Origin of the sequence: Tenacibaculum litopenaei (genome assembly GCF_964514025.1) — a bacterium.
In the GTDB taxonomy this organism is placed as follows: Bacteria; Bacteroidota; Bacteroidia; order Flavobacteriales; family Flavobacteriaceae; genus Polaribacter; species Polaribacter litopenaei.
Window position 1 is genome coordinate 562,978 of sequence record NZ_CAZEQT010000006.1, and the last position, 12,624, is coordinate 575,601.

11 protein-coding genes are annotated in these 12,624 nt (G+C 38.8%); 8 read left to right on the forward strand and 3 right to left on the reverse strand.

All coding sequences use genetic code 11. The features are described 5' to 3' along the window. Positions 1 to 167: 167 nt before the first annotated feature. The gene (locus ACKTS5_RS11180; protein WP_408043954.1) at positions 168 to 944 is read left to right on the forward strand and encodes a sulfite exporter TauE/SafE family protein; all 777 of its coding nucleotides are present in this window, start codon (positions 168 to 170) and stop codon (positions 942 to 944) included. Between the two features lie 51 nt (positions 945 to 995). On the opposite strand, the gene ACKTS5_RS11185 is transcribed toward ACKTS5_RS11180, so the two are convergent. Next, complete coding sequence (locus ACKTS5_RS11185; protein ID WP_408043955.1) at positions 996 to 1,466, reverse strand: Dps family protein; 471 nt, start codon at positions 1,464 to 1,466, stop codon at positions 996 to 998. A gap of 116 nt (positions 1,467 to 1,582) precedes the next feature. Here ACKTS5_RS11185 and ACKTS5_RS11190 point away from each other — a divergent pair, with 116 nt between their 5' ends. Both ACKTS5_RS11190 and ACKTS5_RS11195 read left to right on the forward strand, forming a co-directional pair. Next, complete coding sequence (locus ACKTS5_RS11190; RefSeq protein ID WP_408043956.1) at positions 1,583 to 2,524, forward strand: LysR family transcriptional regulator; 942 nt, start codon at positions 1,583 to 1,585, stop codon at positions 2,522 to 2,524. Positions 2,525 to 3,027: 503 nt separating this feature from the next. After that, positions 3,028 to 7,080 (forward strand): two-component regulator propeller domain-containing protein, encoded by a 4,053-nt coding sequence (locus tag ACKTS5_RS11195; RefSeq protein WP_408043957.1) that lies wholly within the window; start codon positions 3,028 to 3,030, stop codon positions 7,078 to 7,080. Between the two features lie 13 nt (positions 7,081 to 7,093). On the opposite strand, the gene ACKTS5_RS11200 is transcribed toward ACKTS5_RS11195, so the two are convergent. Next, positions 7,094 to 8,971 carry a SulP family inorganic anion transporter gene (locus ACKTS5_RS11200; RefSeq protein ID WP_408043958.1) on the reverse strand — a complete coding sequence of 626 codons (1,878 nt, stop codon included), beginning with the start codon at positions 8,969 to 8,971 and terminating at the stop codon, positions 7,094 to 7,096. A 136-nt stretch (positions 8,972 to 9,107) separates the two neighbouring features. Between ACKTS5_RS11200 and pyrR the strand changes: the two genes are divergently transcribed. The 5 genes from pyrR to ACKTS5_RS11225 are packed head-to-tail and all read left to right on the forward strand — an operon-like array spanning position 9,108 to position 12,252. After that, a complete protein-coding gene (pyrR, locus tag ACKTS5_RS11205; protein ID WP_408043959.1) occupies positions 9,108 to 9,647 on the forward strand; it encodes a bifunctional pyr operon transcriptional regulator/uracil phosphoribosyltransferase PyrR in 540 nt (179 codons plus the stop codon). Between the two features lie 41 nt (positions 9,648 to 9,688). Next, a complete protein-coding gene (locus ACKTS5_RS11210; RefSeq protein WP_408043960.1) occupies positions 9,689 to 10,621 on the forward strand; it encodes an aspartate carbamoyltransferase catalytic subunit in 933 nt (310 codons plus the stop codon). Between the two features lie 4 nt (positions 10,622 to 10,625). Next, on the forward strand, positions 10,626 to 10,958 hold the full coding sequence (locus tag ACKTS5_RS11215; protein ID WP_408043961.1) for a hypothetical protein: 333 nt from the start codon (positions 10,626 to 10,628) through the stop codon (positions 10,956 to 10,958). A gap of 32 nt (positions 10,959 to 10,990) precedes the next feature. Further along, positions 10,991 to 11,311, forward strand: a complete 321-nt coding sequence (locus ACKTS5_RS11220; RefSeq protein ID WP_408043962.1) for a T9SS type A sorting domain-containing protein — start codon at positions 10,991 to 10,993, stop codon at positions 11,309 to 11,311. Further along, positions 11,311 to 12,252, forward strand: coding sequence for a ribonuclease Z (locus ACKTS5_RS11225; RefSeq protein ID WP_408043963.1), 942 nt, complete (start codon positions 11,311 to 11,313; stop codon positions 12,250 to 12,252). Before ACKTS5_RS11220 ends, ACKTS5_RS11225 begins: the two co-directional genes overlap by 1 nt. Here ACKTS5_RS11225 and ACKTS5_RS11230 read toward each other — a convergent pair. After that, positions 12,249 to 12,611, reverse strand: coding sequence for a CoA-binding protein (locus ACKTS5_RS11230; RefSeq protein WP_408043964.1), 363 nt, complete (start codon positions 12,609 to 12,611; stop codon positions 12,249 to 12,251). The genes ACKTS5_RS11225 and ACKTS5_RS11230 overlap by 4 nt on opposite strands. Between the last annotated feature and the right edge of the window lie 13 nt (positions 12,612 to 12,624).

The following is a 12,624-nucleotide window of genomic DNA, read 5'->3' on the forward strand; positions in this document are numbered from 1 at the left end:
TAGCTATTTGACAATCTAAACTACAATTTTCTACATAATTATCCTTATAAATTCTACTAACTACTCGCAATTTTACACTAACTTCTAAAATTGAGTAATAAACGAAGGTTTCCAAACCCGTATTAAACTGTAATTTGTAACTTTGGAAAAACAACAGAAATAACAACTTGCTACTGACAGAACTACTCACCCATCAATGGCTATTAATGCTCTTATTTTTTATCATCGCAGTGTTCTACTCTTCTGTGGGCTTTGGTGGAGGATCGAGCTACCTAGCCATCCTAGCACTTACCGCTCTTAGCTTTACTGAAATTCGTTCAGTAGCTTTACTCTGCAATATCGCTGTGGTTAGCGGTAACTTATTCAATTATCAACGAGGAAAATGGATCCCTTGGAAACAGGTTATTCCTTTGGTAAGCACTAGCGTTCCTATGGCGTTTTTAGGAGGCTACTTGCCTATTAATCGCAGCTTTTTTTACCTGCTTTTAGGAACTACACTGCTGTTAGCTTCGCTAACTATGTGGTACAGTGGAAGCACCTACAGCAAAGAGAATTACAACGCCCCCGTTAAACAGCGCTTAGTAAAAAACAGCTTGCTCGGTGGCTTTATAGGTTTCTTGTCTGGAATGGTAGGAATTGGCGGAGGGATTTTCTTAGCACCACTTTTACACCTCACTCGTTGGAATCAACCCAAAAAAATAGCTGCCACTGCAAGTCTCTTCATTTTTGTAAACTCTGTCAGTGGAATTTTGGGACAATTTTCAAATCAGCGTTTTACGTTGGCATCGTATCAACATCTCTGGCTTATTTTCGCCGTAGTTGTAGGAGGATGGATTGGAAATAGCTGTAGTACCAAATACTTGAGTTCTATTCAAATTAAAAGAGCTACTGCAGTGCTGATTGCGTTAGTCGGACTCAAAATTATCAGTGAGTACCTACCATAAAAAAAAGCAATGGTAACCATTGCTTTTTTAACTTCCCCCAAAAAGGACAACTTAGCCTAACCAAGCATTCATCATCCATAAAGTTTTTTCTTGTTCTGCGATAAAATCACTCATCATTGAATTTGTCCCCTCATCGTCTGCCTGATCTGCTAACTCCAAAATAACGCGTTCAATTTTCAAGAGTTCCGATAAGGAAGCTACTATTAACTGTACCGCTTCGACATCATCAGAAATACCCTTTCCTACAGGCACTTTTGCTACAGAAATATAGTCTTCAAAGGTGTGTAATGGCGTTCCTTGTAGGGTTAAAATTCGCTCTGCTATTAAATCTACTTTTTCTTGAGCATCGGTATAGAACTCTTCGAATTTTGCATGTAACTCAAAGAAATTTTTTCCTTTAATATTCCAATGCAATCCTCGAGCATTTTGATAGTACACTTGAAAATTAGCCAGTAACCCGTTGAGTTCTGTTACGAGGTTTGCTGTTTTTATTTTATCTAAGCCTAACACAGTAGTTTCCATATGGTCTTATTTTTAAGATTGTTACTTTTTCTACTACAAAATTATTGCAATTAATCGCACTTAAAGTATAAATCTAATTGATTGTTTTAATATCTTTATCAAAAAATATTATTGAAATGACCATTACACAACTAAAATATACTTTAGCTGTTGCCGAATACAAAAACTTTACAGTAGCTGCAGAGCATTGCTTTGTTACCCAACCTACGTTGAGCATGCAAATTCAGAAACTCGAAGAAGAACTCGATGCTAAAATATTTAACCGATCAAAAAAGCCAATAGAGCTCACAGAAGTGGGTAGGCGTATCGTTGAACAAGCGAAGGTTATTGTTGATGAAAGTAATCGAATTATCGACATTGTACACCAGCAAAAAGGATATGTAGGTGGTGAATTTAAGCTCGGAATTATTCCGACCATTATGCCAACACTACTTCCTATGTTCTTAAAAACCTTCAATAAAAATTATCCAAAAGTACAATTGATTATTGAAGAGTTGACGACTGAAGAAATCGTTCGCAAACTGACAGATGGCCATATTGATGCTGCTATCGCCGCTACTCCTTTAGAAAATGAGGCAATCAAAGAACGCGTTTTGTATTACGAACCCTTTATTGGACTCATACCAGAAGATCACGAATTGTTCGAACAAAAGAAAATTCAAGTAGATAAGCTGGATGTGGATGAGTTGTTACTCCTCGAGGATGGACATTGCTTTAAAGACAGTGTATTGAATTTATGCCGAACAAATAAAACCAATAAAACTCAGCATTTCCAATTGGAGAGCGGAAGTTTCGATACTTTGATAAAACTGTCAAAAGACGGCTTGGGGATGACCCTACTCCCCTATTTGAATACCTTGGATTTAAACGAAGACGACAAAAGACACTTACGCGAATTTGAAACGCCTCCTCCTGCGAGAGAGGTGAGTTTAATTTACCACAAATCACAACTCAAAATGCAACTAATTGAAGCGTTGAAATCTACTATTGATGGTGTTGTGAGAGGAGCAATAGCCTTTAGTGATGTACAAATTATAAGTCCTTTACAAAAAGCTTAAAAAAAAAGTGTCGGGTCAAATTTAGACCCAACACTTTTGAGAGAAAAATTACTCAAGGGGAAAGACGTTCTTCTAGGTTGGCAAAGTTACTTTCTAATTACTGGTAGAAAGTGTACGATTTCGCCATTTATAGTCCTCAGATTTGCTTTTTTCGTTGCCTGTTGTTCGTAATGCAATGCTTTCTATAAAAAGCGCTAGTACCTGTAAGATTCCTAGCGCTCTTAAAAATAGTATTCTAACACTGTTCTGCTGGGTTACACTGGCAATAACAAATGAATACATAAGCAATAACAATGGCAAGTTAGCTCTTTGATTTAACTAAAAGGTGGTTTATTTATTCAGTTTCTCACCGGAGCTTATTTTAAAAACAACCCCACTATTAATCAATTAATTGAAAGCAAGTTAGTTTAGACTACTTAAAAATAGTACACCTTTTTGACTAAAAAAAACTACCTAAAAATCACAAATTCCAGTATATTTGGCTCCCCCCTAAATTTCCCGTTATGAATAAAGCGACTTTATTTTTAGTCTGTTTACTAAGCACGTTTTGCTTTTCGTCCTTTGCTCAACAGCAATACAACTTTATTCATATAGACCCCAATCTTAAAAACAGTACCAAGCAAACCAATATCAATCATATTTTTGAAGATCAGCTCGGTTATATCTTGCTCTGTCATAAAAAAGGAATTGAACGCTATGATGGCTACCAATTTTCTCATACTAACATACAAGAGTTTTTTCCAGCTATAAGCTCGGAAGATTTCATTCAATTCGCGAGTAAAGATGCAGCAAACAGTCTTTGGGTGACTTCCAATCACGGACTACTAAGTACCCTAGATACGCTGGGGCACATCCGTGAAATTCCCAACAAAGGATATCAATTTAGTGCTACTCACATAGCAGGGGACGATTTGTTCGCGAGTACTTTTACAGGTACTGTGTTTCAATACAACTACCAAACCCAGGTTATGGACAGTATTACTACACTTCCGAAGACTCCAGGACTATCTTCCAAAATCAAACACGTTAAAAAAGGCAAAAATCAACGGCTATACATCAGTACTTACAAGGGGAAATTGTATCAGTACAACCTCCTTACTGGGCAACTTAAAAACATAAAACTCCCGATTCCTTCCTATGAATACGGAATAGCACTCGAACTTGACTTACACGATAGGCTTTGGGTAGGAACGGAAAATTTCGGTATTTTCCTTTTCGACACACGTTTGGAAAAATTTGACACTCCCTATGCTTTTTTAAAGGAAGTGCCCGGTTTAAATAGTAGTATCGTCATGAACCTACTCTGCGACTCTGAAGGCAATTTATGGGTAGGTACTGATGGTGACGGCCTCTACCACTTGGAATTGGCAGCACAAAAATATTCGCTTTTCACACATGACCCTCTCAATAAATTTTCATTACCGACCAATACTGTCGTTTACACCAATGAAGATAGACACGGAAATATGTGGGTTGCTACCAATTACGGTGGATTAAATGTACTACCCAAAAGCAACAAACACATAAGTTACTATTCAGGATCTAAAAACAAAACTCCGGAACGTGTATTGTCTATACTGAAAACCAAAACCGACCTGTGGATAGGAACTGATGGTAATGGAATCACTAAAATTTCTTTTAACAACAATTCCGTACAGAAAAAGGAACAATTCTTTAACAATACACAGGGTGCCAAAGGATTTTACGTGCAGAGCATTTTAGAAGATCCCATCGGTAATATTTGGATGGGGACTTACAAAAATGGACTGTGGCATTACAATACAGTTACCCAAAAATTCAAACCTGTTCCTTTACCCGATGTCATAGATGTTCGAAAACTATTTCAAGACAGCAAAAATCGCATCTGGGTCAGCACGGATGTAGCTCTGTACGTCTTTGATCAAAATTTACGTGAAATTGCCAAATTTCCGAACCATAAAAACGGACTTGGAGCCATCGTCAAAAGTATGGCCGAAATTAAGGACTACGGCCTGTGGTTAGGCTGTGATCACGGTGGCATCTTTCAGTTTATCGAACAATCGCCATTTCATGAAAGTTATTTTGTTCAATATGAGCTCCCTCCTAACAGAAATGATATCCACGACATACAGCAAGCCGATAACGATCACCTGTGGCTTGTTGACTTATACGGAAAAATAGCATCGTTCAACCTAAAAACAAAAAAGCATCGCGTATGTAAAGATTTTGGGGCTTTTAAAAATGAAGCGATTAGTAGTTTACTCATCGAAAATGAACGAAAAATTTGGCTAGCGACCAAAGACAGAGGTATTTTCAGCTATGATTTACAAACCTCACTCGTGCAGAGTTATTATGAAATAGATGGACTACAAGGGAATAATTTTATCCGAAGAAGTGCCTTTAAAGATGCTCAGGGAACACTGTACTTCGGTGGTCTGAAGGGAGTCAGTAGCATCTCCCCCAATGCTATCAGTAAATCGGAAATTACCCCTCAGCTGTACATAAACGATATCAAAGTTCTCAATCGCCCCATTCGAAAGGCGCTACCCGAACAATCAAAAGAAGGTGTGCATCAATTACAGACCCTACAACTGGATGCAGACGAGTCATCGTTTTCATTCAAGTTCTCAGCAATTGGCAATATACTCGCGCCCAATTTCTTCTACTCCTATCGCCTAAAGGGATTTGACCAAGAGTGGAAAAAAGTAACTGCCGACTTGCAGGCTTCTTACACCAACATTCCAGACGGTAATTACACCTTTGAGGTCCGCGCCAGTAACAACAAGGACACTTGGAACATACCGACCAAACGCATCGCCATAACTATTGCCAAACCCTGGTACAAAAGTCATACAGCATTTGGTATTTACGCCTGTATCCTCATTTTAATTTACTTGGCATTTCGAAAGTGGTATCACTTAAAAAACCACCTTATTTTACAGCGATTACACCATCAGAATGAAAAAGAACTCCAGGCCCTTAAAATGGATTTCTTTGCTAAGATGTCACATGAAATCCAAACCCCAATTACATTAATTACCGGCCCCATAGACCACATGATTCAAAAGGCTGAGGAAGATGGTGATTTACTTTTAAAGGAGCGCTTAGAAATCATTCAAAACAACGCCCACCGACTTTCGAGAATCGCTTTTGAACTCACCACTCTGCGCAATAAGGAATTGAATACCAACAAACTCAGGGTAACTCAAAACAATCTACTGAAAGATTTTGAAAAAATTTGCACCTCTTTTAACGAAGAGGCCCGACATAAAAACATCGATTTTAACTTGCTCCTCCCCAACCAGCTGAATGAAACCTGGTACGATCGAGACAAAATTGAACACATACTTTTTAATCTACTGGCTAATTCCTTTAAATTCACTCCTTCCGAAGGTGTTATACAACTCGTAGTAGAACCCATCAATCATCAAAAAGCTGTTAAAATAACCGTAAGTGATACCGGAATCGGTATTCCCAAACACGAACTCGATAAAATTTTCAAGCTATTCTATCAATCCCCACAAGGAGTCACTGCCGAAGGAAGTGGTATCGGTTTAGCCCTAGCAAAAGACTTTATGGACTTGCACCGAGGGGATATCCATGTAGAATCGGCTGTAGACGAAGGAACGACCTTTATTTTAACCTTACCGATTATCAAAACCGCCTACAGACCAGAAGAAATTTCAGAAGTAAAAACCTCGGACGATCACGCTGTGCATTCCGGTGAACTAGCCTACCAAGAAACCAAGAAAACGCATAACAAAACCTTACTCATCGTCGAAGACAATTATCAACTCCGAGAATTTCTTCGTGCCATGTTCCACGAATCGTATAATGTTCTCGTAGCTGAAGATGGCGAGCGCGGTTTAGAAATAGCACAAAACATCTTTCCTGACCTTATTATCAGTGACATTATGATGCCTAAACTCGACGGAATAAGCCTTTGCAAAAAACTCAATGAACACGTAGCTACCCAACACATCCCAGTCATCTTATTAACCGCTAAAAACTCCTCTCAAACACGGATTTCAGGATTGGAGTCTGGCGCTATCGAATTTATTCGTAAACCCTTTAACTCGCATGAACTGTTATTAAAAGTACACAACATACTACAAGCGAAAGAACACATAATTTCTAAATATAAAACTACATTGTTAAACTCCCCCTTAGTTATCGAACAGCAATCGCCCGAAGAAATTTTCATGGCGAATTTAGTATCGGCGATTAACAACCGCCTGGATACGCCTAATTTTAAAATTGAAGCACTGGCCAGTGATCTCAACATGAGTTACTCGGCATTGTACCGCAAATGTCAATCCATTACTGGCGAAAGCTTAGTCGATTTAGTGCGGTCTATCCGTCTTACCAAAGGAGCTATCCTCCTCGCTAAGTATCAATACAACATTTCCGAAGCTGCCTATCAGTGCGGATTCAACGCCCCTAAGTACTTTTCGAAATGTTTTAAAAAGAAATTTGGTATCCCTCCCAACAGTTTTAGAAAAGAAGCCCAGGAAATCACCTATGAAGAGCTTCTGGAAAAGTACCAGCTCGTTGAACAACAAAAAATCCCGCTTTAAAGCGGGATTTTTATTAGAATTTATATTCTGCCAAAGGTTTCGGAAACTTTTCTGGATTTGCTGCCAAATGATATCGCGGATCATCAACAGCCTCTTCAATAACTTCCGAGAATTTCGGACTTGCTTTTTCTAACAACACTTTACAGTCTTCACTCAAATGCTTCAATCGAACTTTTTTACCTGCGGCTTCGTACTTTTCTACTAAGTTAAAAATAGCCTCAATTCCTGAATGATCAGACACTCGTGATTCAACAAAATCGATCTCTATCATATCAGGGTCGTTTTTCACGTCAAACTTTTCATTAAACGCTGAAATACTACCGAAAAATAGAGGTCCCCATATCTCATACACCTTTGTTCCGTCAGCTTTTACGCGTTTTCTAGCACGGATTTTCTTCGCATTTTCCCATGAGAACACCAAGGCACTGATAATTACCCCTGCAATTACTGCGATTGCTAAATCAAAAAATACCGTAAGTAGTGAAACTGAGATTAAAACCACCAAATCTGCTACTGGAATTTTGTTGGCAATTCTAAAACTAGACCAAGCAAATGTTCCGATAACAACCATAAACATCACTCCTACAAGGGCACCGATAGGCACCTGTTCTATCAATGATGAAGCAAACAAGATAAACATTAGTAAGAAAACGGCAGCGGTAATACCCGAAAGTCGACCACGACCACCTCCTTTAATATTGATAATTGACTGACCGATCATAGCACAACCTCCCATACCTCCGAAGAGACCTGTCAAGATATTTGCACCACCTTGAGCCATACACTCTCTGTTTGTATTTCCACGGGTTTCCGTTAAATCATCTATTAAATTTAAAGTCATCAATGACTCTATCAATCCTATCGCAGCCAAAATAAAAGCATAAGGTAGAATGAATTTAAAAGTTTCAAAATTCATTGGGATTTTTGAAAATGTCTCCCAAACAGGCATCGGGAATCCCCCTTTAAGTCCTTCTCCACCACCTTCTCTAATAAACGAACCTACCGTCGCTACATTCGTCAAGTTGGAAAAAATAACAATTGCCGACACTACTAAAATTGCTATCAAGGCCTCAGGTAATTTTTTAGTCGCCTTCATTTTTGGCAAGCCCCACATGATAAGCATTGTTATTGCAACGAGTAATAACATTAGTAACAACTCAGAAGTTGGCAAAAATGACTTGGCATTTCCTTGTACCATAATATCGTATACTGTATTGTTTTCAAATCCGAATTTTACCTTATGAGTCGTTGCGTCGTATACGCGACCGTCAAAAATCTCATACGCGACCTGCTTAGTGTCCGGATTCAAGAGCTTAGCACCCTCTTTGGTGAACACCACACTCTTTGTAGCTGCGTCTACTACCTCATTGCCTTCTACGACAAAATGAGGGCTCACTAGCTCTATATTTTTAAGTTTATTACCATAAGGATCTTTATCGACCTTTTTAAACATACCTATCTGAGCGATAAAAATAACGATTGCCAAACCATTTACAAACCCCATCATTACTGGATGCGGGATTAAACGGACAAATTTCCCCAACTTAAAAACTCCGGCTAAAATCTGGATAACCCCCATAGCAATAACCGTTAAAAACAAGTAATACAACCCAAGGTTATCACCTTCCGCTCCCATGGCATTTCCCTGACGAACGAGATCAACCATCACTACGGCAAGTGCACCTGTAGCACCAGAAATCATTCCAGGTCGTCCTCCAAATATTGAGGTAATCAATCCAATCATAAATGCGGCGTACAATCCTACTAAAGGATCTACCCCCGCAACAAAAGCAAAAGCCACAGCTTCAGGCACCAAGGCCAAAGCGACTGTGATTCCAGACAAGACGTCGTTTCTCACGTTCCCGACACTCTTTTTAATAAATTCAGTCATACTACTTATTCGTTTTAAAAGTGCGCAAATATAGCTATTATTTAAACCATGGACGTTTCTTCAACTTTAATTTTGTCAAGCTGTTTTTTTCGCTTACTTTTGAATGTTGAAACTATCAAACAAACTTGGTAGCAACATGAGCAGAAAAATATTACTTACTTCCAAAGAAATTGAAATCATTCTGCATCGATTAGCGTGTCAGTTAATCGAAAATCACAACGATTTTTCAAATACTGTATTGATAGGACTACAACCTAGAGGTTCGTACTTGGCAAAGCGCTTGGCTGATTTATTGCAGAACACGTACCAGATAAACGAGGTACAACTAGGACTACTCGACATTACATTTTACAGAGACGATTTTCGAAGACGTGAGGAGCCTCTCGAGGCCACCACTACTGAAATTGACTTTCTCATCGAAGGGAAACAAGTCGTTTTTATTGACGATGTTTTATTTTCGGGTAGAAGCGTTCGTTCAGCACTCACAGCAATTCAATCGTACGGGCGTCCAGAAAACATCGAATTACTCGTTCTTATCGACAGACGATTTAGCAGGCATCTTCCCATTCAACCCGATTATCGCGGTAGACAAGTAGACGCCATTAATCAAGAAAAAGTTGTAGTACACTGGCGTGAAACCCACGAACAGGACACCATTTACATAGAAACCAAGTAAGCAGACTTGAAGTTAATTATGATTCAACCAAATTATCAAAAATGAAGCAGTTAAGCGCAGAACATTTATTAGGAATTAAATATCTAAAAAAGGAAGACTTAGATCTTATTTTCGAAACTGCTACTCATTTTAAAGAGGTCATCAACAGACCGATTAAAAAAGTTCCTTCTTTACGAGACATCACCATTGCCAATTTATTTTTTGAAAATAGTACCCGAACAAAATTATCGTTCGAACTTGCTGAAAAAAGGCTTTCTGCCGATGTCATTAATTTTTCAGCAGGGCAATCATCTGTAAAAAAAGGGGAAACACTCATCGACACCGTTAACAACATTTTATCGATGAAAGTCGATATTGTGGTTATGCGACACTCTAATGTAGGCGCAGGTATATTTTTATCAAAACACGTAGATGCGAAAATAATCAATGCCGGTGATGGTACTCATGAACACCCTACCCAAGCGCTATTAGATAGTTTTTCTATGCGTCAGGCTTTAAATAGCGAATTGAAAGGTAAAAAAATTGTCATTGTCGGTGATGTATTGCACTCACGAGTAGCACTGTCAAACATTTTTGCTTTGCAATTGCAAGGAGCCGAAGTAAAAGTTTGTGGTCCGACCACCTTAATACCAAGGTATATAAGCTCATTAGGGGTAACGGTAGAGACCGATTTAAAGAAAGCTTTGGAATGGTGTGATGTAGCCAACGTACTTCGCGTACAGCACGAGCGTATGGACATCAAGTACTTCCCTTCTACCAGAGAGTACACACAACTCTTCGGGATCAATAAACAACTACTCGACAGCATGGATAAAAAAATCGTTATCATGCACCCGGGACCTATCAATAGAGGTGTTGAATTGACAAGTGATGTAGCAGATAGCAACCAATCAATCATACTCGACCAAGTAGAAAATGGAGTCGCTGTCCGCATGGCGGTTATTTATCTACTAGCGCAACAAATTAAACGCTAAGACCATGACTATTGACTTAAAAGACAATTATCAACTCATTCGTACCGAGGCGAAAGATTTTGACAATTTCATAACACTTTTCAGAAAAAACTACGAGAATATCAAGGATTCGCACATTATCCTTGATATTTCTCATGAAAATAATTTTACCGAACAGAATATTTTAGTATTTTTGGAATACGCTGATTTACAAAGAGAAAATGGCATGTCTTTTGTAGTAATTACTACGAAAGTAGATGTTGACCATTTTCCGGAACGCTTTAACATCGTTCCCACTCTCGTCGAAGCAGAGGATGTTATTGAAATGGAAGACATACAGCGTGACCTAGGTTTTTAACCTAGAATTCATAACCCCTAATGAATGTATATATGGCAAAAAAATTACTCATAATTCTATTTTTTCTGATTGGAACAACGGCATTTGCACAGTTGAAATCTGTCGACCAATTGAAAGCGTCACCCAACCCGTTTTCGAATCAGACTACTATTTATTTTCAATCACAACTCGACCAACCGGTATTAGTAACCGTGCGCAATGTCCTCGGTAAAACTGTTTACAACGAAAAACTACAAGTTAAAAAAGGCCAAAATACCTTCTTGTTTAAACGCAATGACCTTGCGGCAGGAATGTATATTTACGCTATCCAAACCAACAAAGAAGTGGTATCAAAACGATTTGTAATTAAATAATGAGTTTGAAACTTACGATTTTAGGATGTCATTCCGCTACTCCACGCGTGAATGCCCACCCTACTGCACAGTACTTAGAAATAAACAACCGTCATTTCTTAATTGATTGTGGGGAGGGAACACAACGCCAAATGCGAAAATACAAAGTTGGTTTTTCAAAAATCAACCATATCTTTATATCCCACCTTCACGGAGATCATTTTTTTGGATTAATCGGACTGATAGCTACATTCGGCATTCTAAACCGAGAAAAAGAGTTACATATATACGGTCCTAAAGGAATTAAAGAAGTAACTGTACTACAATTAAAGCTCTCGAAATCTTGGACCAAGTACCCCATTCGATTTCACGAGTTAGAATCAAAAGAAAGTGAGCTTATCTTTGAAGATGACAAGGTTAGTGTCCGCACAATACCGCTAGATCACCGCGTGTATACCAACGGTTTTTTATTTACGGAAAAAGCCCAACCTAGAAAGCTCAATATTGACGCCATACGTCAGTACAATGAAATAGATATTTGCGATTACCAGAACCTAAAGTCGGGCAAAGACTACCGACTGGAAAACGGTGAAATCTTACCTAATGAAGCACTCACCTTCCCTCCACCTCCTGCAAAGAGCTATGCCTTTTGCAGTGACACCACGTACAAACCTGACATCGTACCAATAATAAAAGACGTAGACCTGCTATACCACGAGGCTACCTTTTTGAAAGACAGAGAACACCTCTGTGAAAAAACAAAACATTCGACAGCCGAACAAGCGGCGCGCATTGCTGCACAAGCAAATGCCAACAAGTTAATTGTCGGACATTATTCAAGCAGATACAACGACATAACGGCCTTTAAAAAAGAAGCTCAGGAAGTATTTGAGTGTGTTGAACTCGCTGAGGCGGGCAAACAATACTCCCTAAACTCCTATCCTATTGAAGTACTTAATTAGTATTGCTTCGTAGTTAAAAGTACTAGCGTACATGCTAAAGTTGTTTCAATTCCATGTTCGTTTAGTTTCGTTTCTAACGAACTGTTTTCTGTTCCCGGATTGAATATGACACGTCTGGGTTTGAGCTCGAGTAAATAAGTTTCAAAAGAAGCCTGTAAACTTGGTCGCAAATACAAGGTAACGGTATCTACATCTGAATACTTTACCCGTTCCGTTTCGATACTGATTCCTGCAACTTCTCCAGCTGTTCTTCCATGTGCTAAGGTCGGTACCCCGTTCGCGACTAGGCGCTTAATTGCTTTGTTAGAGTAACGTTCAGCATTCAAAGAAGCACCAAGAACTAAGGTTTTATTTTTCATATTTGTTAATTAT

Coding starts and splice junctions, on each gene's coding strand:
- ACKTS5_RS11185 (WP_408043955.1), bottom strand. CDS start 1,466: ATGGAAACTACTGTGTTAGGCTTAGATAAAATAAAAACAGCAAACCTC.
- ACKTS5_RS11190 (WP_408043956.1), top strand. CDS start 1,583: ATGACCATTACACAACTAAAATATACTTTAGCTGTTGCCGAATACAAA.
- ACKTS5_RS11195 (WP_408043957.1), top strand. CDS start 3,028: ATGAATAAAGCGACTTTATTTTTAGTCTGTTTACTAAGCACGTTTTGC.
- ACKTS5_RS11200 (WP_408043958.1), bottom strand. CDS start 8,971: ATGACTGAATTTATTAAAAAGAGTGTCGGGAACGTGAGAAACGACGTC.
- pyrR (WP_408043959.1), top strand. CDS start 9,108: ATGAGCAGAAAAATATTACTTACTTCCAAAGAAATTGAAATCATTCTG.
- ACKTS5_RS11210 (WP_408043960.1), top strand. CDS start 9,689: ATGAAGCAGTTAAGCGCAGAACATTTATTAGGAATTAAATATCTAAAA.
- ACKTS5_RS11215 (WP_408043961.1), top strand. CDS start 10,626: ATGACTATTGACTTAAAAGACAATTATCAACTCATTCGTACCGAGGCG.
- ACKTS5_RS11220 (WP_408043962.1), top strand. CDS start 10,991: ATGGCAAAAAAATTACTCATAATTCTATTTTTTCTGATTGGAACAACG.
- ACKTS5_RS11225 (WP_408043963.1), top strand. CDS start 11,311: ATGAGTTTGAAACTTACGATTTTAGGATGTCATTCCGCTACTCCACGC.
- ACKTS5_RS11230 (WP_408043964.1), bottom strand. CDS start 12,611: ATGAAAAATAAAACCTTAGTTCTTGGTGCTTCTTTGAATGCTGAACGT.